Source organism: Nonomuraea marmarensis (assembly GCF_043197025.1).
GTDB lineage: Bacteria > Actinomycetota > Actinomycetes > Streptosporangiales > Streptosporangiaceae > Nonomuraea > Nonomuraea marmarensis.
Genome location: NZ_JBICRM010000031.1, coordinates 1 through 23570 on the forward strand (window position 1 = coordinate 1; position 23570 = coordinate 23570).

Annotated in this window: 21 protein-coding genes; 7 read left to right on the forward strand and 14 right to left on the reverse strand. The window is 69.8% G+C overall.

Features of this window, described 5'->3' with window-relative positions; genetic code table 11:
* Positions 1-150: 150 nt before the first annotated feature.
* On the reverse strand, positions 151-318 hold the full coding sequence (locus tag ACFLIM_RS36990) for a hypothetical protein (RefSeq protein ID WP_393173038.1): 168 nt from the start codon (positions 316-318) through the stop codon (positions 151-153).
* 273 nt (positions 319-591) lie between these two features.
* Here ACFLIM_RS36990 and ACFLIM_RS36995 point away from each other — a divergent pair, with 273 nt between their 5' ends.
* Positions 592-3339, forward strand: coding sequence for an AfsR/SARP family transcriptional regulator (locus ACFLIM_RS36995; RefSeq protein WP_393173039.1), 2748 nt, complete (start codon positions 592-594; stop codon positions 3337-3339).
* Here the strand turns inward: ACFLIM_RS36995 and ACFLIM_RS37000 are convergent.
* On the reverse strand, positions 3336-4226 hold the full coding sequence (locus ACFLIM_RS37000; RefSeq protein ID WP_393173040.1) for an ABC transporter ATP-binding protein: 891 nt from the start codon (positions 4224-4226) through the stop codon (positions 3336-3338). The genes ACFLIM_RS36995 and ACFLIM_RS37000 overlap by 4 nt on opposite strands.
* Positions 4227-4579: 353 nt before the next feature.
* Positions 4580-5290 carry a GbsR/MarR family transcriptional regulator gene (locus ACFLIM_RS37005; RefSeq protein ID WP_393173041.1) on the reverse strand — a complete coding sequence of 237 codons (711 nt, stop codon included), beginning with the start codon at positions 5288-5290 and terminating at the stop codon, positions 4580-4582.
* A gap of 281 nt (positions 5291-5571) precedes the next feature.
* On the opposite strand from ACFLIM_RS37005, the gene ACFLIM_RS37010 reads away from it, so the two are divergent.
* The 3 genes from ACFLIM_RS37010 to ACFLIM_RS37020 are packed head-to-tail and all read left to right on the forward strand — an operon-like array spanning position 5572 to position 8961.
* A complete protein-coding gene (locus ACFLIM_RS37010) occupies positions 5572-6399 on the forward strand; it encodes an oxidoreductase (RefSeq protein ID WP_393173042.1) in 828 nt (275 codons plus the stop codon).
* A 43-nt stretch (positions 6400-6442) separates the two neighbouring features.
* Complete coding sequence (locus tag ACFLIM_RS37015) at positions 6443-7336, forward strand: ABC transporter ATP-binding protein (protein ID WP_393173043.1); 894 nt, start codon at positions 6443-6445, stop codon at positions 7334-7336.
* Entirely contained in the window at positions 7333-8961 is a 1629-nt protein-coding gene (locus tag ACFLIM_RS37020; protein WP_393173044.1) for an ABC transporter permease, read from the forward strand. The genes ACFLIM_RS37015 and ACFLIM_RS37020 overlap by 4 nt, the downstream gene beginning before the upstream one ends.
* A gap of 140 nt (positions 8962-9101) precedes the next feature.
* Here the strand turns inward: ACFLIM_RS37020 and ACFLIM_RS37025 are convergent, their stop codons facing one another.
* Positions 9102-9416 carry a hypothetical protein gene (locus tag ACFLIM_RS37025; protein ID WP_393173045.1) on the reverse strand — a complete coding sequence of 105 codons (315 nt, stop codon included), beginning with the start codon at positions 9414-9416 and terminating at the stop codon, positions 9102-9104.
* Between the two features lie 295 nt (positions 9417-9711).
* Between ACFLIM_RS37025 and ACFLIM_RS37030 the strand changes: the two genes are divergently transcribed.
* The gene (locus tag ACFLIM_RS37030) at positions 9712-11121 is read left to right on the forward strand and encodes a sensor histidine kinase (protein WP_393173156.1); all 1410 of its coding nucleotides are present in this window, start codon (positions 9712-9714) and stop codon (positions 11119-11121) included.
* Positions 11122-11351: 230 nt separating this feature from the next.
* Here ACFLIM_RS37030 and ACFLIM_RS37035 read toward each other — a convergent pair whose 3' ends face one another.
* From ACFLIM_RS37035 to ACFLIM_RS37045, 3 genes are all read right to left on the reverse strand, one after another.
* Entirely contained in the window at positions 11352-13016 is a 1665-nt protein-coding gene (locus ACFLIM_RS37035) for a thiamine pyrophosphate-binding protein (RefSeq protein WP_393173046.1), read from the reverse strand.
* A gap of 33 nt (positions 13017-13049) precedes the next feature.
* A complete protein-coding gene (locus ACFLIM_RS37040) occupies positions 13050-14156 on the reverse strand; it encodes an FAD-dependent oxidoreductase (protein ID WP_393173047.1) in 1107 nt (368 codons plus the stop codon).
* A 255-nt stretch (positions 14157-14411) separates the two neighbouring features.
* Positions 14412-15059 carry a class I SAM-dependent methyltransferase gene (locus ACFLIM_RS37045; protein ID WP_393173048.1) on the reverse strand — a complete coding sequence of 216 codons (648 nt, stop codon included), beginning with the start codon at positions 15057-15059 and terminating at the stop codon, positions 14412-14414.
* Positions 15060-15364: 305 nt separating this feature from the next.
* Here ACFLIM_RS37045 and ACFLIM_RS37050 point away from each other — a divergent pair, with 305 nt between their 5' ends.
* Entirely contained in the window at positions 15365-15910 is a 546-nt protein-coding gene (locus ACFLIM_RS37050; protein WP_393173049.1) for an ATP/GTP-binding protein, read from the forward strand.
* An 18-nt stretch (positions 15911-15928) separates the two neighbouring features.
* Here ACFLIM_RS37050 and ACFLIM_RS37055 read toward each other — a convergent pair whose 3' ends face one another.
* Genes ACFLIM_RS37055 through ACFLIM_RS37065 form a run of 3 tightly spaced genes read right to left on the reverse strand, consistent with a single transcriptional unit; the run spans position 15929 to position 19094 of the window.
* Complete coding sequence (locus tag ACFLIM_RS37055; protein ID WP_393173050.1) at positions 15929-16789, reverse strand: fumarylacetoacetate hydrolase family protein; 861 nt, start codon at positions 16787-16789, stop codon at positions 15929-15931.
* Entirely contained in the window at positions 16786-17859 is a 1074-nt protein-coding gene (locus tag ACFLIM_RS37060; RefSeq protein ID WP_393173051.1) for a cupin domain-containing protein, read from the reverse strand. The genes ACFLIM_RS37055 and ACFLIM_RS37060 overlap by 4 nt, the downstream gene beginning before the upstream one ends.
* Positions 17856-19094: an FAD-dependent oxidoreductase gene (locus ACFLIM_RS37065; protein WP_393173052.1), complete on the reverse strand. Its 1239-nt coding sequence runs from the start codon at positions 19092-19094 to the stop codon at positions 17856-17858. Before ACFLIM_RS37065 ends, ACFLIM_RS37060 begins: the two co-directional genes overlap by 4 nt.
* 59 nt (positions 19095-19153) lie before the next feature.
* Here ACFLIM_RS37065 and ACFLIM_RS37070 point away from each other — a divergent pair, with 59 nt between their 5' ends.
* Entirely contained in the window at positions 19154-19936 is a 783-nt protein-coding gene (locus ACFLIM_RS37070; RefSeq protein ID WP_393173053.1) for an IclR family transcriptional regulator, read from the forward strand.
* Positions 19937-19946: 10 nt separating this feature from the next.
* Here ACFLIM_RS37070 and ACFLIM_RS37075 read toward each other — a convergent pair whose 3' ends face one another.
* The 4 genes from ACFLIM_RS37075 to ACFLIM_RS37090 are packed head-to-tail and all read right to left on the reverse strand — an operon-like array spanning position 19947 to position 23344.
* Positions 19947-20936 carry an ABC transporter substrate-binding protein gene (locus ACFLIM_RS37075; RefSeq protein WP_393173054.1) on the reverse strand — a complete coding sequence of 330 codons (990 nt, stop codon included), beginning with the start codon at positions 20934-20936 and terminating at the stop codon, positions 19947-19949.
* Positions 20933-21697 (reverse strand): ABC transporter ATP-binding protein, encoded by a 765-nt coding sequence (locus tag ACFLIM_RS37080; RefSeq protein ID WP_393173055.1) that lies wholly within the window; start codon positions 21695-21697, stop codon positions 20933-20935. Before ACFLIM_RS37080 ends, ACFLIM_RS37075 begins: the two co-directional genes overlap by 4 nt.
* The gene (locus ACFLIM_RS37085; protein WP_393173056.1) at positions 21690-22547 is read right to left on the reverse strand and encodes an ABC transporter permease; all 858 of its coding nucleotides are present in this window, start codon (positions 22545-22547) and stop codon (positions 21690-21692) included. The genes ACFLIM_RS37080 and ACFLIM_RS37085 overlap by 8 nt, the downstream gene beginning before the upstream one ends.
* Complete coding sequence (locus tag ACFLIM_RS37090; protein ID WP_393173057.1) at positions 22544-23344, reverse strand: ABC transporter permease; 801 nt, start codon at positions 23342-23344, stop codon at positions 22544-22546. Before ACFLIM_RS37090 ends, ACFLIM_RS37085 begins: the two co-directional genes overlap by 4 nt.
* Between the last annotated feature and the right edge of the window lie 226 nt (positions 23345-23570).

A 23570-nucleotide genomic window follows, 5' to 3' on the forward strand; every position in this document is an offset into this window, starting at 1 on the left:
GGTATGGCTCCCGGCGTCAGACTCATCCACGGGGTCCAAGCCCGCCAAGAGGTTACGACGTCAGTGAGCGGCCACGCCCACCCTCAGTCTCACCGATCACAGCACCCCCGCTGGCAACAATCCGGAGTACGGCGGAGCAGGCCCCCCTTTTCACGCCGAAGCAGCGTCCTCCAAGGGCATTAAGGACTCATCCGGGAACAGGTTCCGGCACTCGCGGTGCAGCACCGCGTAGATCGAGTTCGGCGCCAGCCGACCCTCGACGAAACTCACCGTGGAGGACAGCAACCCCGGCTGCACCGGGGTGTGACCCACTGCCATCGCTCAGCCGCTCCTCGCTCCCGGTGACCAACACCGATCACCCTGGCACAGAAGGACAGAGCTACGCGAGATAGATCAAAAAACACCAGCCACCTAGCGGCCGGCCGGGCGCGCGGCAGGTCGATAAAAGGATAATCCCGCTCGCTTGACCTGGCCGGGGGGCGGGAGTCAAGCGCTTACAGTGACGTGCTCGTGAATTGTCGCGCATGAGCCAGGACAAAGCGGTTCGAATAGGGAATAATTACGGGGAACGCTAGGGGGATCGTGCCGCTGATGCGCTTTGGAATCCTGGGCCAACCGGCAATTTGGCAGCATGACGAGGAGATCAGGCTCGCCACCCGGCGGTCGCGCGGGGTTCTGGCACACCTGTTGCTGAGCCCCGCCCGCTCCGCCTCGGTCGAGAGCCTCATCTACGCGATCTACGGCGACACGCCCACGAAGAGCGCCCGGAATCAGGTGCACCGTGGGGTCGGGGAGCTCAGGAAGTACGGCGTCACCATCGACGTGCACGACAACGTCTACCGGCTCGAGGCCGCCGAGGACAGCGTCGACGCCTTCGTCTTCATCCGGTTGTACGACCAGGCGCGCGCCCTGGCCGGCGATCGGGACCACGCCGGGGCGGCCCGGACGCTGGGCGAGGCCCTGGCCCTGTGGCGTGGCGCGGCCCTGTCCGGCCTCGACAGCGAGGCGTTCCTCGCCGAGGCGGCGGTGTGGGACGAGCGCAGGCTCGCCGCGATCGAGGCCCGCATCGACGCCGACCTCGCGCTCGGCCGGCACCGGGAGGTGATCGCCGAGCTCCAGCGGCTCGCCGACCAGCACCCGCTGCGGGAGGTCTTCTGCGGCCAGCTCATGCTCGCGTTATACCGGTCGCAGCGGGGTAGCGAGGCGCTGCAGGCGTTCACCGACCTGGAGGAGCGGCTCAGGGACGAGCTCGGCACCGATCCGAGCCCCGTACTGCGGGACCTCAGGACGCAGATCCTGCGCCAGGACTCCGTCCTCGAACCGGCCCGCCCGTCGGCGCTCGTGCCACGGCAGCTTCCCGCGCGCTCGGGCGTCCTGGCCGGCAGGGATGCCGAGCTGCGGCGGATCGCCGACGCGATCGAGGACCACGGCACGTCTCCCGTGGTGGTGGTCACCGGTCCTGGCGGCGTCGGCAAGACCGCGCTGTGCCTGGAGGCCGCGCACCGCGTGGCCGGCCGGTACCCCGACGGTCAGCTCTACGCCGACGATCTGAGCGAGCCCGGCGACGTGCTGGCCGGGTTCCTGACCGCGCTCGGGGTCGCCGCCGACGAGATCCCGGAAGGCACCGGCGCACGCGCCGGGCTGCTGCGCAGCGTGCTGGCCCGCCGCCGCGTGCTGATCGTGCTGGACGGCGTGAGCGGCGCCCGCCGCATCGATCCCTTCCTGCCCGGGCATCCGGGCTGCGCCGTCATCGTGACCAGCCGCTCGCCGCTGGCCCTGCTGCACGGAGCCATCCGGGTGCGCGTGTCCGCGCTGGACCGGGCCGACGCCCGGGCGCTGCTGGCCACGGGCGCGGGCGACGAGCGGATGGCGGCCGAGCCGGCGGCGGCGGACCGGATCATCGACCTCTGCGCCCGGCTGCCGGTGGCCCTGAACATCGCCGCGGCCAGGCTCGCCACCCGGCCGCACTGGACCCTCGCGCGCCTGGCCGAGCGCCTCGCCGACCCGGCGAAGATCCTCGGCGAGCTGCGGTACGACGGCCAGAGCGTCGTCCCGACGTTGATGCGGGGCTACGAGGTGCTCCCCGCCGGCCCGCGCTCGCTGATCCGCAGGATCGGCTTCTACGGCAGTGCGGAGGTCACCGCCAGGACCACTGCGGCGCTCGCGGACGTCCCCATGGACGTGGCGGAGAACATGCTGGAAGAGCTGGCCGAGACCCATTTCCTGGTCACCCTGCAGGACGGCGAGCGGTTCCGCTGCCACGAGCTGCTGCTCAGCTTCGGGGCCGGCCGCGCGCTCGCCGAGGACCGGGAGCAGGACCTGCGCGCGGCCGCGCGGCGCGCGCTCGGCGGCTGGCTGGCGTTGACCGACGACGCCCACGCCTCGATGCGCGGCCAGGACAACTCCATCCCACGCGGTACGGCTCCGCGCTACCGGCCTCAGGGAGCAGCAGCCTGGTCAGGCCAGGGAGCGGCGTGGTTCGACGCCAACCTGGACGGGATACTGGCGGCCGTACGTCGGGCGGCCCCATTCCCCGAGGTGTGCTGGGAGCTGGCCATCGCCCCGCTCGCCCTCTACGAGGCGGGTTCCCGCTTCGACGTGTGGCTCGAGTCCCACGAGCTGGCGCTGTCCAGCGTGCGCGGCGCCGGGAACATCCGCGGCCAGGCGGCCCTGCTCTACTCCCTTGGACACCGCTCGTTGCTGGTCGGCGACTACGCCGGCGCGGCCCGCCGGCTGGAGGAAGCCCTGCGGCTCTTCCAGCACCTGGACGACGACCACGGCCGCGGGTTGGCGCTGCGGTTGCTCGCCGACCTCGACCGGATCCGCCAGGAGCTGGGCAAGGCGCGCAGGACCTACGAGGAGGCCGCCGAGGTGCTGCGGAGGAGCGGGGACCCGGTGGGCGAGGCCGACGCGCTGGGCGGGCTGGCGATGGTGCTGCACAGCACGGGGGAGGAGCAGGCGTCCCAGGCGTGTCTGGAAAGGGCGCTCGTTCTGTGCCGCGAGGGCGGCAGCCTGCGCAGCGAGGCCCAGATCCGGCGCGGGGTGGCCATGCACGCCGCCAGGGCGGGCACGCCGGAGGAGGCCTATCCCGAACTGCTCCAAGCCCTGGAGATCGCCACGTACATCGGTGACCGGGTCGTGCTGTCGGACATCCTGCTCGACCTCGGCACCACGCGGATCCTGCTCGGCGACCCGAGGGCCGCCTACGACAACCTGGTCACCGCTGAGGAGATCGCGAAGGTCGCCGGCGTGAAGCGGACCACCCTCAGGGCGCGAAGGGCCCGAGCCTTCCTCAACGGCAACGGCGAGGCCACCCCCAGACCGGCGCGTGACCACTAGAGGTCGGTCATTTTGGCGGTCGCCTCGGAGAACGCCTTCTTCAGGCTGCGCTCCTCCGTGAGCCCCAAGAGCACGATCCCGGCGTCGCGGGCGATCTCGCCGAGCTGGATGGAGGTCAGCCCGCTGATCTCCATGCGCTGGCCCTGGGTTTCGATGACCTCGCCGCCGGCCTCGATCACGGCGGCGCCCAGCGGCTGCGGCTTGTCCGACAGGACGCTGATCGTCTGCGGCTGGAAGCGATCGATGAACGCGGTGGCGGACCCGCTCCCGATGATCTCGCCGCGCGCGATCACCACCAGGTCGTCCACCAGGTCCTCCAGCTCGGCCAGCAGGTGGCTGGAGATGAGCACCGTACGGCCCTGGTCGCGGAAGCGGCGCAGCAGGTCCTTCAGCCACGCGATCCCTTCGGGGTCGAGCCCGTTCATCGGCTCGTCGAGCACCACGATCTCGGGGTCGCCGACCAGCGCGATCGCCAGCGCGAGGCGCTGCCGCATGCCGACGGAGAACTTGCCCGTACGCTGACCGGCCACCGCGCCGAGCCCGACCCGGTCGAGGAGCGTCTCGGCCTGGGACGTGGGTACGCCGGCCAGCCAGGCCGCCCACCGCACGCTGTCGATCGCCCGGCGGGAGGGATGGACGCACTGGGTGTCCAGCACGGCGCCGACCTTGCGGCTGGGAGCGGGCCACTCGTGGATCGGCCTGCCGTCGATGAGGGCGGAGCCCGACGTCGGGTGCACGAGACCCAGGAAGAGGCGCAACATCGTCGACTTGCCGGCACCGTTCGGTCCCAGGAAGCCGGTGATGGCGCCGGGCCTGATGGCGAAGCTGGCGTCGCTGACCGCCACGACCGCACCGAATCGCTTCGTCAGGCTCTCCGCTTCCAGCATCGGCCTCATGCTCGGCGCAACCCCCACTGCCGCCGCCGCTCTGCCGGATGCCGACGTAACGTGCTCACCATTCACCCGTTTTCGCAGCAAGTGTGTTGTAGATCTTGCCTGTGGAGCCAAATGTAAACACCGCACTACACAGCGTGTCAATACTGTCGGAATGCCTCGGCGGGCGGGCGTCGGACGTCGGCGACAGGAGAACGGGACTCGCGAGCAGTACCGGCTTGTGGATCAATGGTAGCTCTGCGTGGCCGAACAGCTGAGTTTTGCTCATTTTGCTGCTGGCAAACCTGGGACAGATCTGTATCACGAGGCGGGGCGGCACCGTCACCACTACTTCAGTCGGGGCGCGGTCAGTTTGCAACGTCCCCGGTGCCGGAGAAGGTTTGCCGGTAATGTTCGGCCGCCTGGGCCATGTCGGAGCTGAGGAGCTGGAAGAACCGGCTTGCGGTATGGAGCCGGGCGCCTGCTGGGGTTTGGACGCCGAGGACGTCGACGCCTTCCTGAACGGTGTCGGCCCACAGCGCCATCGACCGGGTGCCCACCAACCACGCCCGGTACCAGACCTCGGTGTCGATGAGGTACCGCTCACGCCGGTTGTCACGCTCGCGTTTGATGAGCCCGACCTGCTCGAGCCAGCCGACGCCCTTGGAGATCGACGCGGGGCTGACCCGCAGCCGCTCGACCAGGTCGGCGACGGTCAGGTCGCCCTCATCGCTGGTGAACAGGCAGACCAGCACCCTGGTCGCCATCGGCGGCATCCCTGACAACACCGCGGTGAGTTTCTGCTCGAATTCGCGTACTGCCCGGGGGTCACGCTCGTCGGTCTCCGCAGTGGCTGGCGTGCTCGGTGGCGGGTGCGGCCGGCGGCGGGCGCGCCATCCGGTCGCCTGCTGCGCTCGGGCCGCGCGGTAGCCGTGCGGGCCGCCGTTGCGTGCGATCTCGCGGCCGATGGTCGACCTCGGCCGCCCCAGACGACGGGCGATCTCCGCATAGGTGAGCCCTTCCGTCAGCCCTTCGGCGATCTTGCGGCGGTCCTCGTACGTCAGGTGGCCTCCCGGCATGCGTCCTCCCGGCACTTCCTCGTCGCGCACGCCCAAGTATGCCTCCGGGCGTGCTTGATTGCGACACACGGCCGTGAGGTTGTTGCATTTGCCAGCACCGTCGTTGCGCCAATTGCTCGTGCCTGAGCTGCGATAACGACGTTCATAACTTGCCGAATCCTCAAACGCATCCGTAGCTTTTCGTCATGCGTGAACCCGCCCCGCCGGGGGTGTTCCCCATGCTCCCTGCCGCCTGGGACGCGTAGATCACCCTTTGTCGAATCTCAAAGGAGACCACTGGCATGACTGCCAAAGTATGCCTCGTCACCGGCGCCTCATCCGGCATCGGCCACGCCACCGCACTCGAGCTTCTGCGCGGCGGCCACATCGTGTACGGCGGGGCGCGGCGGGTGCACAAGATGGCGGCGATCCGCGAAGCGGGAGGTCACTTCCTGCCGATGGACGTGACCAAGGAAGAAGACCTCCAGCGGGTCGTCCGTACCGTCCTGGACGAACACCAGCGGATCGACGTCCTGGTGAACAACGCGGGAGCCGTCGTCCACGGCGCGGTCGAGGACACGCCGATGGCCATGGCGCGAGACGAGTTCGAGGTCAACGTGTTCGCGCCGGCCCGGCTGACCCAGCTGGTCCTGCCGCGGATGCGGCAACAGCGATCGGGCACGATCGTCAACGTGTCCTCGATCGGCGGCGAGATCGCCCTGCCGCTCGGCGCCTGGTACTACGCCTCCAAGCACGCCCTGGAAGCGTTCTCCGACACGCTCCGCATGGAGGTCGAACCGTTCGGCATCGACGTCGTCGTCATTCAGCCCGGCATCATCAGGACCGACTTCGAAGCCGGGACCGCGCGGCAACTGCGGGAGATCTCCGGAAACGGGGCCTACCGGCAGATGGCCGAAGCCATGGCACGCGCAGCCGAGATGCAGGTGGGCCAGGACAACCCAGCCTCGGACCCCGGCGTCGTCGCGACGACGATCCGGCAGGCCGTCGAATCGGCCCGGCCGGAAACCCGGTACGTCATGGGCTGGCAGGCCGAAGCGCTCCTTCACCTCAACAGGTCCCTGTCTGACCGCGAATTCGACGCACGGGTAACCGGCAGCCCGCTCAAATGATCGAATTCGCGTCCCCGTACGCGGCTTTCCATCGGAGAAACCCATGATCCCTGCCATCGCCACCTCCGGGCTCGTCAAGGCCTTCGGGCCGACACGCGCCCTCGACGGTCTCGACCTCACCGTGGACGCCGGAGAGGTGCACGGCTTTCTCGGCCCGAACGGGGCGGGAAAGACCACCACCATCCGCATCCTGCTGGGCCTGATGAGAGCCACCTCCGGCAGCGCCAGGTTGCTGGGCGGCGACCCCTGGGCCGAAGCCGTCGCGTTGCACCGGCGGCTGGCGTACGTGCCGGGCGATGTGGAGCTGTGGCCCAACCTCACCGGCGGCGAGGCCATCGACACGCTCGGCCGATTGCGCGGCGGGCTCGACAACAGGAGCCGGAACGAGTTGATCGAGCGGTTCGAGCTCGATCCGACGAAAAAGGGGCGGACCTATTCCAAGGGCAACCGCCAGAAGGTCGCCCTCGTCGCCGCCCTCGCCGCCGACGTGGAGCTGCTGATCCTGGACGAGCCCACGGGCGGGCTGGACCCGCTGATGGAGGCGGTGTTCCAGCGGGTCGTCGCCGAAGTCAAAGCCGCCGGCCGCACCGTCCTGCTGTCCAGTCACATCCTCGCCCAGGTCGAGAACCTCGCCGACCGGGTCAGCATCATCCGGGATGGGAAGATCGTGGAGTCGGGGACGCTGGAGCAGCTGCGGCACCTGACCCGTACGACGATCAAGGCCGGCACCGCCACCCCGGTCACCGGCCTCGACCGGCTACCCGGCATCCACAACACGAAGATCGAAGACGGCAGCGTGCGGTTCAGCGTGGACGCCGAACACCTCGACGCCGCTGTCCGGCACCTCACCAGGTTCGGCATCCAATCGCTGGTCAGCCACCCGCCGACGCTCGAGGAGCTCATGCTCCGGCACTACGGAACCGGGGAGGCGGCATGACCGCCACGGTTTCCCCGGCGCGCGCCCGTACCGGATCGAGAGCGGCGGGCAGCCCCCTGACCGGCACCGGCGCCATGGTACGGCTGGCGCTGCGCCGCGACCGGATCAAGCTTCCCATCTGGGTGCTCGCCCTCACGGCCCTCGTCCCGCGCTTCTACAACGCGGCCACGACCAGCGTCGTCCCGACGCCGGAGGCACTGGCCGAAGCCACGCAGATGATCCAAGTTTCGTTCATGAGGGTGCTCGGCGGGCCCGTCTTCGGCGCCGAAGCCATCACCACGCAGCGCTACTTCCTCGCCGCCTACTGGGTCGAGTTCCTGCTGGCCGCGGCGCTGATGAACATCCTGCTCATCACCCGGCACACCCGGGCCGAAGAGCAGACAGGCCGGGCTGAGCTCATCCGGGCGGCCGTCGTGGGCCGGCACGCCCAGCTCACCGCGGCGCTGATCATCGCTTTGCTGGGCAATGTCGTCCTCGCGGTCTTCACCGCCGCCGCGGCGATCAGCATAGGGTTTCCCACCGGCAGCGCGCTGCTGTTCGGTGCCACCCTCGCCGCGGTCGGGCTGGCGTTCGCCGCGGTCGCCGCGGTCACCGCCCAGATCACCGAGTACTCCAGAGGCGCCAGCGGGCTCGCGGGCGCAGCGCTCACCGTAGCGTGGATCCTCCGCGGCGCGGGAGCGATGCAGAGCCAGGAGGGTGGCCCGCTGTTCTGGCTGTCCCCGATCGGCTGGTCACAGCAGACCCGGGTGCTGGCCGGCGAGCGCTGGTGGCCGCTCGGCCTCTCGGCTCTGCTCACCGGGCTCCTGGTCGCGGGCGCCTACACCCTGGCGAGCCGCAGGGATCTCGGCGCCGGCTTGGTGGCCCCGCGTCCCGGCCCGGCCTCGGCGCCTTCGTGGCTGCGCTCGCCGTTCACGCTCGCCCTCAGGCTCCAGCAGGCGGCCATCGTCTCGTGGGGAGCCGCGTTTCTCGCCATCGGCCTCGTCCTGGGCGGCATGACCGGTGGAATGGCGAACACCGATCTACCCATCTTCGCCGGGGCGGACTTCGGGCGAGCCTGGGTCAGCCTCATGGTGTTCACCGGGTCCCTCTACACCGGCGTCTTCGTGGTCCTGTCGGTCCTCCGGCTCCGGGCGGAGGAGGTGCGCGGGCGTGTCGGTCCGGTGCTGGCCGGACCGACGGGCAGATCGACGTGGCTCGGGTCGTCCCTGCTGGTCTCCGCGCTCGCCGTGATCGCGCTGCTGGCGGTGTACGGCGCCGGGCTCGGTGCCGGCGCCGCCGCGTCGACCGGCGACCTCGGCTTCGTGGGAGAGGTCATCGCGGCGTGCCTGCTCCGCATCCCGGAGGTGCTGGTGCTGCTCGCCGTCCCCGCCGCGCTGTTCGGGCTCGCCCCGCGGGCCATCAGCGTGGCCTGGGCCGTGCTCGTGTACAGCGGGTTCGTACAGATCCTGGGGTCCTTCGCGGGCATGCCGGGATGGCTGGTGAACACGTCGGTGCTGTCCCACCTTCCCTGGCACCCGTTGGGGGCGTTCGCCCCGGTGGCCACGGTGGTGCTGCTCGCACTCGCCGCGGCGCTGACAATCCTCGGTCTGTACGGCTTGCGCCGCCGCGATCTCGCCTCGGGCTAGGGTCCGGCCGGCGCCGACGACCGCCACCACCGACGGCAAGGCCACCACCACCTCCTCACCCGGTTCGGCGAGCCGGGCGAGGAATCAGGTCGGCCATCGGCATTTCGCCACGGCCCGACTCGCCAACTGATTCGCGGCGTTCAGCGGAAGCGCTCGACGAAGGCCAGGGCGGTGCCGGCGACCTCGCGCCATCGGCTGTCGATGGTGAGGGAGTGGCCGCGGTTCGGGAGTTCGACGATCTCGGTGACCGCGTGCTCGTTGCGGACCTGCTTCTTGTAGGAGGCGTTGGCGATCGCCCACGGCACGGTGTGGTCCTTCTCCCTGGAGATGATCAGCAACGCGCCGCGGTCGGCGGACGTACTGTCGACCTTGGTCTCGCTCCAGGGGTTGTTCGTACGTGACGTCTCGCACCGCTTCCTCCCGGTCGCCCGGCGACAGGGACGCGGTATCCACAAGGGTCGTCACGGAAGGAATTATGCGGTGGCCGCCCCTTGGCGACCAGCGGACGAGGTCAGAGGTTCAGCCGCCGGTTTTGGAAAGCGTTGGTTCAGCAGTGGTAATGTCTGGCCCTTCTTTTGGCTCGGGCATGGGCCGAGCTGGCAAAGTAGCTTGTTTGGCCATTACCTTCGAAAGGTGAGCTGACCTGGACCTTTACTGGAAGGACGCGTCACCGTGGGGGGCGGAAGGAGATCATTTCTTCCAGACTCGCTTCGCGCCCGCACGACGCTGGGTGTCGGAGCGCTGGCTTTGGTGTTCCTTACCGTGATCGGCGCCGGCGTCAATTTCCTGGTCCTCGACCGGGTCCAGGAACGCATCTTCCAGGAATCACTGCAGGTCGCCGCCGTATGGCTCCAGTCCTTCCAGCCCGGCCGCACGCAGGAGCCGATTCCGAAGACTCGGATCGACCTCCTCCAGCTCGTCGACTCCCACGGCCGGGTGGTGACGGCCAGCGCCGCGGCGAAGGGCAGACCACCCCTGTCCACGATGAGGCCCCCGGCCGACGACCCGGAGCAAGATCGCACCGAGTGCTCCGCGCGGGGCGAGTGCGTCATGGTGATCGCCCTCCGGGTCCCTCAGCTGATGACCACGCAGCTCTGGCAGGGTGAACCCCACTATGTCTATGTCGGGATGGAGGAGCCTCCCCTCCTGACCACGCACCGCCTGGAGCTCTTCACCGGCGCCGGAGTCGTGCTGACCACCGCCCTCATGGCGTGGGGGAACTGGTGGCTGGCGGGCCGGAGTCTGCGCCAGGTGGCGGCCATCCGGGAGCGGATGTCCGAGATCACCGTGAGCGATCTGAGTCTGCGGGTGCCCGCGCCGCCGGGCCGCACCGAGTACGCGCTGCTCGTCGGCACCGTCAACCAGACGCTGGCCCGGCTGGAAGAGGCGGTCACGAAACAACGCCGATTCGCCTCCACCACCTCTCACGAGCTCAGGACCCCGCTCGCCGGCCTGCGTACCCGGCTGGAGGAGGCGGAGCTCTACCCCGGCGACGTGGACCCACGCGAAGCCATCCACGAGGCACTGTCGATCACTCAGCGCCTGGAGACGATCGTCGACGACCTGCTGGTGCTGGCCCGCCTCCGCGCCGGCGGACCTACGGCGCGCGAGCGGGTCGACCTCGGCGCGCTCGTCAAGGAGGAGGCGGCGTCACGGGCCGGTGGCGTGCCGATCCACGTCGATGCCGCTCCCGACGTGAACATTCGAGGCAACCGGATCCAGCTGATCCGAGTCCTGGACAACCTCCTGGCCAACGCCCGGCGGCACGCCGACAACAAGATCGAGGTCACTGCCGAGCGCAGCGGTGGGCAGGCCGTCGTCACGGTGACCGACGACGGTGACGGCATCGCGCCGCCGGACCGTGAACGCGTCTTCGAGCGCTTCGTCCGCCTGGAGGCCGGTCGGCGCCGCGAACCCGGAGGCAGCGGGCTCGGCCTGGCCATTTCCCGTGACATCGCGCACGCCCACGACGGAACCTTGCTGGTCGAGGACTCGCCGCGAGGCGCGCGGTTCGTGCTCCGGCTGCCGGCTGTGAACGGCCCGCCGGAGGGGACGAACATGAGGACGAGGCCGGACGTCCCGGAGGAGTCGCACTCTCAGGCGCCCACAGAACGCGGCGTCAAGGTCTCCGCTCAGAGGCCGATCCCGCACAGAAAGTAGATGGATGCCGTCCGGCAGGACTCACCGCCACCGGGCGCCGGCGCCTCGGCCAGAACCACGCAAGGATCGAGCTTCAGGTCGTCTTCGACACCCTTTGCCGCCGCATACCGACCATCGAACTGGCCAAGCCTGTGAGCGACCTGCCGTTCTGGGCGGCGCGGCACCCCGGCCGCTGATGGTCGGCCGGAGAGGGGATTGAGCGCCTTGACACCCTTCACGCTGGACGAGGACTACTGGCGCACACCGCTCGGGGCGCTCTGAGGGAGCTCTGCCAGAGAGAGCTCAGCCGGCAGGTCGTGCGGATTGACCTTGGCCACGATCAGCGCCGGGGCGCTGGACGCCTTCGCGGCGGAGAGTGCCAGATCGAACGCCGCCGCGGAGTTGACCGACTGGGCGGACTGGACGCCGAGCCCGTTCGCGAATTTGACGAAGTCCCATCGATTGAGGACCACGTACGGTTTCGGCTGGGCGTTGGGATCGCTGAAATACGCATCGTCGATGAGGAATTGCTCGAAGGCGTAGATGCCGTTGTCGATGACGACGAAGACCGGGTTGCGCCCGTACCGCACGACCGTGGAGAGCGCTTGCGCGGTCATGTGGAAACCGCCGTCGCCGCAGATGACCAGCGGTCGCCGGCTCGACCCGAACGACGCGCCGACGGCGGCGGCCACCGAATGCCCGATCGAGGCCCACACGGCGCCGCACATGAACGAGTTGCGGCCCTTCACCGGCAGGTTCGCGGCCGAGGAAATGCCGATGAACGTGTCAGGGACCACGATCCAGGAATTGTCCAGCGCGGCGCCGATGCGTTCGAACACCTGGCGGTAGGTCAATGCGCCCGCGGCCGGCGTGGGCGCGGGCGGATCGACGGCGGCGGGCACGAGTTCCGGGGGCGCCTTCGCGGCCTCGGTGACGAGTGCCGCGACCAGGGCGCCGATTTCCGCATTCTGCTTGGGGCCGCCCTTGATTTTCACCTTGCCGTCATAGACCGAGACGATGCGGTTGCTGCCGCTCGTCACCAGCGGTGCGAAGCTGCTCGGGAAGACGCAGCCGAGTGTCACGAGCAGGTCCGCGTGCTCGACGGCGGTCTCGGCGGCGGGGGTGGAATTCGGCGGGGCATACACACCGACCCACCCGTTGCCCTGCTCGGCCAGCGTCGACTTGGCGAGCAGCGGGGTCGACCAGCGTATCCCGAGCTTCGCGATCAGCTCGGCGACCTTGTCCGCGAGCCCGTAGCGCTGGATTTCGGTGCCGACGAGAATCAGCGGTGACGTCGCGCCGCGGATCAGCCCGACAATCGTCGTCGCGAGCTGCTTCTCGGTGCCCGCCGCAGGATTGCTCACCGACAGCGGCCCGCCCGGCATCGGACAGGCCAGATTCCAGATATCCCTGTTGATCTCGACATAGACCGGCCGCTTATTCTTGACCGCGGTCGCGATCGCATTGTCCACCACGGCGGGCACCTCTGACGCCTTGCCGGCGCGCGCCGCGCTCGCGGTGACGAGCTTGTACGCGGCCAGGTCCGTGTCGGGTTGGCCGGTCGAGTGCGAGAACAGGACGTCGAAGTCTCTGAGATTGGTGAGGTTGCGGGTGTTCGGGCCGCCATTGATGACGACGACCGGGCTGCGTTCCACAAAAGCGCCGGCGATCGCGTTGATCATGCTCAGCATGCCGACGCCGTTGGCGACCGCGACTGCGCCCAGACCTTTCGTCCGCGCGTAACCGTCGGCCGCGTAACCGGCTTCGAGGTCGCTCGCGGTGACGACCGGCTTGATGTTGTGCGCGCCGACCGCGTCGAACAGCTCCGCGCAGAAGGCGGCCGGCACGCCGAACAGGGTGTCGACCTGCTGCTGGCTCAGCCGATTCAGAAGGTAGTCGGCGACGGTGAAGGCCATGGTGACGCTCCGGTGCATGCCCGCCGTGGCGGCTCAGACGGTGATGGGCAGCGGCGGGTTGACCAACCGCGCGTTGCTCGGATGGTGGATGTGGAAATGAGGCAACGTTATGGGCGCCGCCTGGCCGAACAGCGAGGCCATGTGCTGAACCAGGCTCTTGCACACGTCCGGCTCGAGCGTCTCGCTGTCCGAGCATTCCTCGAAGGTGGCGCCGATGACGACATGATCGGAGCGCGGAAACATGTAGCCGTCCTGGCCGTAGAGATATTTCAGCGCGGGCTGCGCCGGCAGCATCGCGAGCTGTCCTTGGATAGGGACCATCTTGTCGTCGCTCCACAGCCGCTTCGCGCCGAGCCCGGTGCAATTAACGATGAGCTTCTCCGCCAACGACGTGAGCACGTCCGCCTTCGTCAGGAACTTACGCGGCACGAACATGACGCCGGCCGCCTTCAGGTCGCGTTCCAGCCGAGGCAGGAAGATGGGCGGTTCAACCAGCAACGTCTGATACTGGAAGCCTGGTTTGGTGTGCCCTTCGAACGGCAGGCGGTTCAGCGAGACGCGGTCCGGCAGCAGGCCCGGTACGAGGTCCATCACTTTCTCGAGACCAGGTGTCACGCTTTTGCTGAAGTTGGGCACCTCGGACACGCCGAAACCTTTGCCGATGCTGTTCTTGAAGGTCGTGTAGGCGGTCTTGATGATGCCCTTGAGCTCTTCTTCCTTGCCCTCGAATGCGACGACGGACACGGCCCACTGGCCGCCGGCCTTGAACGACGTGGTCTGGACCGGCCTGCGGTCCGAATAGATCGTGACCTTGAGGCCGAGCTCGCGCAGCCGGGTCGCGGCGGTGAGCCCCATGACACCGGCCCCGAGCACCGCGACTTCCGTGTCATGCGACACGGCTATGCGCTTCTGGACGATCTCCTTCACCTTGGCGGCGCAACCCCAGCTCAACGTGATTCCGGCGCCACCGTGACCGTAATTGTGCACGACGAACTTGCCGGACGCCGTCTCGGCGTCGAGCCGATAGGAGCCTTCGCGGAAAGGCCTGACCCCTGTGACGCACGTACACGGCGCATCGGGATCGAAGGTGAAATTCGGGGTCGGCAGATTGGCATCGGCATCAACGCGCTCGGATGGCATCTTGGCAACGCTCCAATTACATGGCACTTGTCGCGAAATGCCATCTCTCCGAAAGACTGTCCATCCGTACGCTTACCCTCGTTCACGGTGCTGGCCGCACCGCATACAAGGCTTTGACCTGCTACTTGGCAGCTGTTTCCGGGCCAGGGCGGTGAAGGGCCGCACGGCCGGGTGAGGCTGGACGTCGGCCTGCGTTCCTTGAGCAGGGCCCCACGGGCAGGCCGTACCGCTTGAGCAGAGACACATGTCGCGGCGTCACGGTCGGCGCGGGCGGGGATCCAGCGTGGTCACGGTCTCGTCCCGGCCGGCGAGCAGGAACGCGTCGATCGCGTCTCGCGGGCCGCTCTCCACCGGCCGGCGCCGGGGCTGTGCGCGGACGATCCGCAGCCCGCACCGCTCGATGTCGGCCGCTACGTCGCCCGCGCTGTAGAGTACCGCCGGATCCTGCGGGCCGCCCGTGCCGTGCGCCAGATTGTCACTGTCGTGAGCGACGACCAGCAGCAGCCCACCGGGCGCGACCGCGGCGGCGGCCGAGCGCATCACGCGCCGCCTAAGACCTGCCTCCACCTGCAGATACGCAATGACGACCAAGTCGAAGCGATCCCGCTCCGGCTCGTAGTCGCGCAGGTCCGCCCTGATCAGGCGCAGCCGGTCGGCATGCTCGCCAAGCCGCTGCGCCGCGAGGGAGCGGGCCCGGTCCAGGCCGACGGCCGAGAAGTCCACCGCCGTCGCGCTCCATCCCCGCTCGGCCAGCCACAGAGCGTTGCGCCCCTCGCCCGCGGCCAGATCCAGAACGCGGCCCGGCGGCAGCTCGGCGGCCACCTCCTCCACCCACCGGTTCGGCCCCGCCGACCACACCAGATCCTTGGTCGCGTAGCGACGGTCCCACTGGTCACTGTCCACATCGCCCTCCCCACGCCAACATATCCTCGACGCGACGGGCGAGGTCCGGCGGCGCAACGTCAGTGCGCGGCCTCACTCCCGTGCACCGGCATGAGGCCGGTCGCGGCCGAACCAGCCTCAGTATCGCCCCGCACGCCGCGATCAGCTGATCTGGGCCGCCGACGTGATCAACGACACCGTCGTGGCCCAGTAGTAGGCGTTGGCCCCACCACCTCATTCCCAGGGCTCCACTGACCCGATGCCTCCATCAGAGGCCCTGCCGGGGCCAGTAGACCTGTCTCGACACGCGCGAAAGGCTTCCGATCATGCGGCGGTACGTTCTCACCGGCACACCTGGCGCGGGCAAGACCTCGATCCTGCGGTGCCTGGCCGAGCTCGGCTATGGGGTCGTCGAGGAGGCGGCGACAGCAGTCATCGCACGAGCGCAGGCTCAGGGCGAGGACGAGCCATGGACACGGGCGTCCTTCATCGACGAGATCGTCACTCTGCAGCGACAGCGGCAGTTGGAGGCCGCCACCACGGGCTCTGTCCAGGTGTTCGACCGGTCACCGGTCTGCACCCTTGCGCTGGCCACCTACTTGGGGCGGCCGGTGTCCCGGATGCTGGCTGCGGAGCTCGAACGGATCACCTCCGAGGGGATCTACGAGCGACAGGTGCTCTTCGTCCGCAATCTGGGGTTCTGCGAGCCCACCACGGCCCGGCGGATCAGTTTCGAGGAGTCGCTGGTGTTCGAAAGGATCCACGAGCAAAGCTACCGCGCGTTCGGCTACGAGCTCATCGACATCCCCGCCGGCGACCTCGAACATCGTCTTGCCGCGGTGAGCTCGGTGATCTCGTTGCCCGCGGCATGAACGTCGCCCGGCGCCACGCTACCGGACGTTCAGGTGCATGGTTCCGATGCGGCTGATGCCTGTGTCCAGGACGTCGCCGCGGTGGATCGGGCCGACGCCGGGTGGGGCGCCGGTGAAGACCAGGTCGCCGGGCAGCAGCGTCATCATCGATGAGGCGTAGGCGACGATGACCGGCACCTTGGTGATCATCGTAGACGTGTGCACCGCCTGGCGTTCCAGGCCGTTCACCGACAGGCGGATGTCGAGGTCGGACGGGTCACCGACCTCGTCGGCCGTGACCAGCCAGGGGCCCAGCGGGCTGAAGGTGTCGTAGCTCTTGCGGCGGGACCGGTCGGCGGCGCTGCGCACGGTGACGTCCAGGCCGAGGGTGTAGCCGACGACGTGGTCGAGTGCGGTCGCCTCGGGAATGTCCTTGCCGCCGGCGCCGATGACGACGACGAGTTCGGACTCGTGGTGGATCTCCTGCCCGGCCTGTACGACCGCGTCGGGCAGCACGATGTCGTCGTCCGGCCCGGAGATCGACGACGGCGCCTTGAGGAAGACATCGAAGTCGAACATCCACGACACGACACCGCCGAGGGTACGCTCCTGCACGCCGTGCATCTCGGCCACGTGGTCGGCGTAGTTGCTGGCCGAGGCGACGATCTTGGATGGATTGAGGGCCGGAGCGCGCAGCCGCGCCGGTTCCACGGGGCGGCCCTGCGCGGCGGCCTTCTCCAGCGCGTCCCGCACGTCCGCGAAGTCGCGGCAGAGCCTGCGCCACCAGCCGGCGGTCAACGGGTCGGGGTCGTGCGGCCAGGGCAGCGCGTCCGTCACGTCGACGACGCCGTCGCCGGTCACCACCCCGAGGCGGTAGTCGTCGAACAGGGCCAGTTTCATGCGGGCTCCTCGGGTGCGAACGTGGACGTGACGGTCTGCGGCCCGGCGAGGGTCTCCTCGCGGTAGATCCCCAGCGCGCGGAGCACAGGGGCGTCGCCGAGACTGAACAGGTCCGCCGGCGTGGCGGCGTGGTGCTCCACCGGCACCCACGACGGCGCCGCGAACATGTCGCCGGCCTGCCAGTCGAAGCGGCGGCCGGCCATGACCGAGTGGCCTTCGCCGCGGAAGACGACGTACACGGTGTTGCCGGTGCGCCGGACCGGCAGCGTGCTTCGTCCCGGGACGATCCGGTGCATCCCGCAGGCGAGGGTGGGCAGGACGCTGGCGCCCGAGACCGGGTTGGTGAACTCCAGGCTGACCACACCCGCGTCGGTGCCCGCGGCCAGCCGGGTGAGCTCGGCGTCGGTGTCGGCCCACCGGTAGATCAGCAGCGGGGACGGCGCCGGGTCCAGGGCCTCGGTGACCTGCCCGGCGGCGAACGCGCTCGGGCCGTGTGCCGCTGGGTCGTGCGGGCCACGTACGGGCTGGCGCTCCTCGGGGTGCGGCTCGAAGAAGATGGCGTCCAAGGCGTCGATCATCGGCAGGTCGAGGCCGTCGAACCAGAACATGGGGGCGTCGCCGCCGTTGGTGTGGTCGTGCCAGGCCCACCCGGGCGTGAGGATCAGGTCGCCGGGGCCCATCGCGCAGGCCTCGCCGTTCACCGTCGTCCAGACGCCCTCGCCCGTCAGCACGAACCGGATCGCGCCGGGCGTGTGCCGGTGCGCGGGCGCCGACTCACCGGGGCCCAGGGCCTGGATGGCGCCCCACAGCGTGCCGGCCGCGTACGGGCTGCCGTTCAGCCCCGGGTTGGCCAGGGACAACACGCGGCGTTCGCCGCCGCGCTCCACCGGGACCAGCCGGATGGCCTGCTCGGCCAGCGGGCGCATCACCCGCGCCGGCCAGAGCCAGGGCACCGCCTTGGGCCGCGGCGACGGGGTGAGCAACTGCTCGGTGATGGTCCACAGCGGCCGCAGTCCCGCCGCCGACAGGCGCGCGTACAGGTCCTCCAGCTCCGCGGCAATCGTCGTCATGCCGGCACCTCCATCGGTTGTCCGGGCGGCAGTCCGATGCCGAAGCGCCGCACGCTCTCCAGCAGCGAGACCCGCCGCATGTACGCGCGGGCCCGCGCCGGATCCGCGGCGATGGCCCGCATCTCTTCCTGGTTGGCTCGCCTGAGCCTCTCGTCGGTCTCCTTGAGACGTTCGGTGTTGCGCTGGGTGTCGGCCTGCACGTACTCCAGGGCGACCTGGCGCCGCACGGCGTCGTAGGTGCTCAGCTCCGCGTCGGGATCGCCCTCGCCGGCGCGGATCCGTACGATGCGGGCGGCCGCGTCCATCACGTCGTGGATGCCGCTGTTGAGGCCGACGCCGCCGACCGGGCTGTTGATGTGCGCCGCGTCCCCGGCGATCACGATGTTCCCGGCCCGGAAGACGGCGGCTACCCGCTGGTGCACGTTGTAGACCTGGAAGTCGATGATCGGGTAGCCGGCCGGGTAGGGCGCCACCGCCTGGAGCTGCTCCTGCATGCGGTCCGGCGCGGTGGCCGCCGCGACGGGCTCGTCCGGCGGGACCGGATAGACCGCGCGCCACGACTCGGGAGTGCGCAGCAGGAACAGCCACTGGGCCGGGTCGGCGATGTAGTTGACGTGGGCGAGGCCGGGGATCCGCGCGCCCAGGTCGACGGTGGTGCTGACGATCATGAAGCGTTCGGGATAGGTGTGGCCGGCGAACTCGATGCCCAAGGATCGGCGCACCGTGCTGGCCGGGCCGTCCGCGCCGATCAGGTGGCTGCCGAACAGGATGCGCGGGCCGTCCGGGGTCTGGACGGTGGCGGTGACGCCGTCGGCGGTGTTGGCCACGCCGGTGACCCGGGATCCGAAGAGCAGCTCGACGCGGTCGTCGGCGCGCAGCCGGTCGTGCAGCATCCGGACCAGGTGCTGCTGGTTGAGCTGGAGCCGGTACGGATAGGGCGTCTCGGCGGCGAGCAGACCGAAGTCGAACTCGGCGATCAGGCCGTCCCTGCGGTCGCGGAAGTGGTAGATCGGCGTGACCAGGCCCTCGGCGTTCATCTGCTCCGTCACGCCGATGTCGTGGAGCAGCTCCAGCGTGGCCGCGTGGAAGGTCGAGGCGCGCCAGTCCGTCTTCGGGACGGGCTCGGCCTCCACCACCACCACGGGGATGCCGTCCTTGGCCAGCCGCGCCGCCGCCGTCATGCCGACCGGCCCCGCGCCGACGACGATCGCTGGGAGATCAGTGCGCTGGGTCATGACATCGACGGTAATCAGCTATTCCGGAGATACGAAAGACATGACGCTAGAGTTCCTTCATGTCGAATTTAGTTCCGGGGTCGGAATCCGTGCCCACGTCGGTGGACAACGCGCTGAGACTGCTCGCCCTGATCGGTGAGCAGCAGACCGTCCGCGTCTCCGAGGCGGCCGATCGGCTCGGCGTGGCGCGCTCGACCGCGCACCGCCTGCTCAGCGCGTTGCGCAGGCACGGGTTCGTGCTCCAGGACAAGCCCAACGGGGTGTACCGGCCCGGCCCGGTCCTCAACGAGATCGGGCTGGCCGCCATCGGGCGGATCGACATCCGGTCGGTCGCCCGGCCGGTGTTGGAGGAGCTCAGCGAGCAGACCCGGGAGACGGTCAGCCTCAGCCTGATCGAGGGACGCAACGTCCGCTTCGTGGACTGCGTTGAGAGCCCGCGCACGGTTCGCGTCGGCGATCGCACCGGCGTCGTCATGCCCGCGCACTGCACGGCCGCGGGCAAGGCGATCCTGGCCGCGCTGTCCACGATGGAGCTGGACCGGCGCTACCAGGACCGGATCCTGGTCACTCGCACGCCGAACTCCATCTCCACCTGGGAGCGGCTGGAGAAGGAGCTGGCGCTGGTGCGGCGGCACGGGTACGCGCTCAACGAGGAGGAGGGCGAGGAGGGCGTGTGCGCGGTCGCGGTGGCGGTGCGCGACCTGACGAACGCCCCGCTGGCGGGGCTGGCCGTGCTGCTGCCCGCGGCCCGGGCCGGGCAGGCCGACGCGCGCCGCGACTTCGTGCCGCTGCTCGACCAGGCCGCCGAATCCGTCCAGCGGTTGCTGCGCGCCAACCTCTGAGCCGGTACGGCTATTTGAGAACGTGCCTGGTCTGGTCGAAGGAACGGTCGGTGAGGCGCAGGCGCCTCATGGAGGTCGCGATGAGGTCCACAGAGGCGCGGTCGGTGGTCCCGTTCCAGTGCGGCAGATGGATCTTCTCGGCCAGCTCGGGCTTGAGGCCCGCGATCTTCGGCAGCGCGGTGCGGAACGCGGCCGGATCCCGTCTGATGGACTCCGCGGTCCGCCGCACCCCCGCCTGGAAGGCGGACACCAGCCGCGGGTTCTGCCGCGCCTTGTCGGCCGACATGAGGAACGTGCCGATCTGCAGGCCGCGCCGGGCGTCGGAGTACGGGTCGGCCACCACCCGCATCCCGGCCGTCCGCGCCATGGTCAGGAACGGCTCGATCAGCATGGCCGCGTCCACGTCGCCGCGCTCCAGGGCGGGCAGCATGTCGGGAAAGCCCATCTCGACGTACTTGACGCCGACCGGTGCGACCCCGGTCTTGCGGATGGAGGCGTCGATCACGATGTCGTTGATGTTGCGCAGCGTGTTGACGGCGATCCGCTTGCCGTTCAGTCCCGCCGCGCTGGTGACCGTGCTGCCCGCCGGGACCGCGATCCCGGAGAAGTCCTGGTCCGGGTCGTCGGACGTGCTGGTGCCCGAGCCGACCATGGTGAGCGGCAGGCCCCGGTTCATCGCGATCACCGCGGAGACGACGTTGGAGCCGGCCACGTCCAGGCCGCCGTTGAGCAGCGCCGGGATCACCGCGGCCCCGCCCGCCGACGTCTGCATCTGGACGTCCAGGCCCTCCGCCTTGAAGAAGCCGCGCTGCACCCCGTAGGTCAGGAAGGCCGCCGGCATGCCCGCCGTGTCGGACACCTTGATCCGCGTCAGGCCGTCGCCGCCCCCCGACGTGCCGGAGCCGCCACCGGACAGGTCCCCTGGATAGTCGCTGCACGCGGTGATCAGGAACAGGGCCAGCAACAGGGCGCAGACCCCGCGCAACCTCCCCGCCTTCATGGCGATCCCGCCGGGCTGAGCGCGCCGAGCAACTCACCGCGCAGCCGCCCGAAGTCCGGATGGCTCTTGGTGGTGAGCTGGTCGCGCGGACGGGGCAGGTCCACGTCGACGGCGAGCGCGACGTGCGCGGGCGCCCGCAGGACCAGGACGCGGTCGGCCAGGTAGACCGCCTCGTCGATGTCGTGTGTCACGAACAGCACGGTGATCTCGTACCGGCGCCAGACGTCGAGCAGCAGGTCCTCCAGGCCCGCTCTGGTCTGGGCGTCGACGGACGCGAACGGCTCGTCCATCAGCAGGATCTGCGGCCGGTAGGCCAGCGCCCGGGCGATGGCCACGCGCTGCTGCATGCCGCCGGACAGCTGCCACGGGTACGACCGGCCGCGCCCGGCCAGGCCGACCGCCTCCAGCGCCTCCTGGGTGGCGGCGCGCGCGTCCTGCTTCGACACGCCCTTGTAGCGCAGCGGGAAAGCGACGTTCCGCTCCACCGTCATCCACGGGTACAGCGACCTGCTGTAGTCCTGGAAGACGAAGGCCATCTCCCTGGGCGGACCGGACACCACCTCGTCGCGCAGCCGCACCTCGCCGGAGGTGGCCGGCTCCAGCCCCGCCAGGCAGCGCAGCATCGTGGTCTTCCCGCATCCGGACGACCCCAGGATGCAGACGAACTCGCGCGCGGTGACGTCGAAGGTCAGGTCGGCGACGGCGGGCCGGGCGGCCGGGTCCGGGCCGTAGACCTTGCTCAGCTGGGCGACCTCAAGCATCGGAGTTCCCCTTCAGACCGCGGTGCCAGAACAAGACGCGTTCCTCCAGTACGAGAAAGAGCCAGTTGAGGACGAAGCCGAGGACGCCGAGCAGCACGATCCCGGTCCACATCTCCGGGATGGCGAAGGACCGCTGCGACTCCAGCACGAAGTAGCCGATCCCGTTGTCGCTGGCCACCATCTCCGAGACCACCATCAGGATGATCGCGATGGACAGGCTGGTCCGCATGCCCGCGAAGATCCGCGGGGAGGCCGCCGGGAGGATGATCCGCGTCAGCCGGGCGGTCGCGGGGATCTGGTACGAGCGCGCCGCCTCCACCTGCTGTGCCTCGACGCCGCGGATGCCGTCGATGGTGTTGAGCAGGATCGGCCACACCGTGCCCAGCGCGATGATGAAGACCTTCGACCCGTCGCCGGCGCCGAACAGCAGCAGCGCGAACGGGATGAGCGCGGGCGGCGGCAGCGCCCGCAGGAACTGGACCACCGGGTCGGCCGCGGTGCGCAGCCACCGGAACAGCCCGAGCGCCGTGCCGAGCACGACTCCGGCGACGACCGCGATCGCGTATCCGGCGAACATCCGGCCCAGGCTGGGCAGCACGTCCCCGGCTACCCGGTCGAAGAGCCACAGGTCGGCGAAGTAGCGGGCGACCTCCGACGCGGGCGGGAAGTAGAAGCTGCCCGCCTGGCCCGTCCACCACCAGACCGCCGCCAGAAGGGCGCACGGAACGACGAGCTGCAGCCCGAGCAGCCGCAGCGCGCGGCCCATCCGGCGGGTCGCGCCGCCGGCCGCCGGACGGGTCCGCCCGCCGGTCACCGGGTCGGGAGCCGCGTCGATCGCGGCACGCGTCATCGGGCCACCTCCTGCCGTTGCGCGGGATGCCAGGCCAGCATCCGGCGTTCCAAAGCGGCGAACGCCGCGTTGAGAACCCAGCCGAGCAGCCCGGTCGTGATGATCAGCGCGTACATGCGGGCGGTCCCGCCCGCGGACTGCGCGACGATGATGGCCCGGCCGAGGCCGGGCGTGCCGACGACCAGCTCCTCGGTGATCGTCAGGATCAGCGCGATCGACGACGCGATGCGCAGCCCGGTCGCGATGTAGGGGGCGGCGCTCGGGAGCACGACCGTGCCGAACCGGGCGAACGTGCCCAGCCCATACGAGCGCGCCGTGTCGGTCGCCACCGGGTCCACGTCCTGGACGCCGTAGATGGTCTGGAACAGCATGGGCCAGAACACGGCGAAGGCGACGAGGAAGACCTTCGTCTGCAGCCCCGTGCCGTACACCAGGACGGTCAGCGGGATCAGCGCCACCGGCGGCACCGGACGGCAGAACTCGATGACGACGCGGGCCAGCCGGAAAGCGGTGCGGCTGGAACCGAGCACCAGGCCGATGGGCACCGCGAGCACCGCGCCCAGCCCGAGCCCGCTCGCCCAGCCGAGCAGCGTCCGGCCGATCTCCACCCACAGCGGCCGTCCGCCGGCCAGCCGGAAGAACTCGGCGTAGATCTCGCCGGCCGGCGGGAACCAGCGCTCCGGGAGCAGCCCGCTGCGCGTGCACAGCTCCACCAGCAGCAGCGCCACCGCGATGCCCGCCAGCTTGAGGCCGAGATCCGAGCCGCGTCCGGCCGACACGCGGGCGAGAAGTGCCATGGACGCCTCCTTCCTAGCCTGGGTGCTGGTGTTACAGCCTGGTTAAGGGGAACTTATGTATGGCTTCCGCCCTGCGCAATGGCACCTCACTCGAATTCCGCAGGCTCGAATCATGCCCGTCACGGGCGCCGCTGCCGCCCGCCGCCGTGGCCGGTCCAGCGGCAGCGGCGGCAGGTTCTGGCCGGAGGCCGGCCGGTGACCCCAGGCAGTGCTCCCCACGGGAAGC

What these genes read in the sequence shown, in the direction of transcription:
- ACFLIM_RS36995 (WP_393173039.1), top strand. Translation starts at nt 592, where the DNA reads ATGCGCTTTGGAATCCTGGGCCAACCGGCAATTTGGCAGCATGACGAG.
- ACFLIM_RS37020 (WP_393173044.1), top strand. Translation starts at nt 7,333, where the DNA reads ATGACCGCCACGGTTTCCCCGGCGCGCGCCCGTACCGGATCGAGAGCG.
- ACFLIM_RS36990 (WP_393173038.1), bottom strand. Translation starts at nt 318, where the DNA reads ATGGCAGTGGGTCACACCCCGGTGCAGCCGGGGTTGCTGTCCTCCACG.
- ACFLIM_RS37060 (WP_393173051.1), bottom strand. Translation starts at nt 17,859, where the DNA reads ATGACGACGATTGCCGCGGAGCTGGAGGACCTGTACGCGCGCCTGTCG.
- ACFLIM_RS37005 (WP_393173041.1), bottom strand. Translation starts at nt 5,290, where the DNA reads ATGCCGGGAGGCCACCTGACGTACGAGGACCGCCGCAAGATCGCCGAA.
- ACFLIM_RS37080 (WP_393173055.1), bottom strand. Translation starts at nt 21,697, where the DNA reads ATGCTTGAGGTCGCCCAGCTGAGCAAGGTCTACGGCCCGGACCCGGCC.
- ACFLIM_RS37050 (WP_393173049.1), top strand. Translation starts at nt 15,365, where the DNA reads ATGCGGCGGTACGTTCTCACCGGCACACCTGGCGCGGGCAAGACCTCG.
- ACFLIM_RS37055 (WP_393173050.1), bottom strand. Translation starts at nt 16,789, where the DNA reads ATGAAACTGGCCCTGTTCGACGACTACCGCCTCGGGGTGGTGACCGGC.
- ACFLIM_RS37090 (WP_393173057.1), bottom strand. Translation starts at nt 23,344, where the DNA reads ATGGCACTTCTCGCCCGCGTGTCGGCCGGACGCGGCTCGGATCTCGGC.
- ACFLIM_RS37070 (WP_393173053.1), top strand. Translation starts at nt 19,154, where the DNA reads ATGTCGAATTTAGTTCCGGGGTCGGAATCCGTGCCCACGTCGGTGGAC.
- ACFLIM_RS37065 (WP_393173052.1), bottom strand. Translation starts at nt 19,094, where the DNA reads ATGACCCAGCGCACTGATCTCCCAGCGATCGTCGTCGGCGCGGGGCCG.
- ACFLIM_RS37010 (WP_393173042.1), top strand. Translation starts at nt 5,572, where the DNA reads ATGACTGCCAAAGTATGCCTCGTCACCGGCGCCTCATCCGGCATCGGC.
- ACFLIM_RS37015 (WP_393173043.1), top strand. Translation starts at nt 6,443, where the DNA reads ATGATCCCTGCCATCGCCACCTCCGGGCTCGTCAAGGCCTTCGGGCCG.
- ACFLIM_RS37085 (WP_393173056.1), bottom strand. Translation starts at nt 22,547, where the DNA reads ATGACGCGTGCCGCGATCGACGCGGCTCCCGACCCGGTGACCGGCGGG.
- ACFLIM_RS37075 (WP_393173054.1), bottom strand. Translation starts at nt 20,936, where the DNA reads ATGAAGGCGGGGAGGTTGCGCGGGGTCTGCGCCCTGTTGCTGGCCCTG.
- ACFLIM_RS37035 (WP_393173046.1), bottom strand. Translation starts at nt 13,016, where the DNA reads ATGGCCTTCACCGTCGCCGACTACCTTCTGAATCGGCTGAGCCAGCAG.
- ACFLIM_RS37040 (WP_393173047.1), bottom strand. Translation starts at nt 14,156, where the DNA reads ATGCCATCCGAGCGCGTTGATGCCGATGCCAATCTGCCGACCCCGAAT.
- ACFLIM_RS37000 (WP_393173040.1), bottom strand. Translation starts at nt 4,226, where the DNA reads ATGCTGGAAGCGGAGAGCCTGACGAAGCGATTCGGTGCGGTCGTGGCG.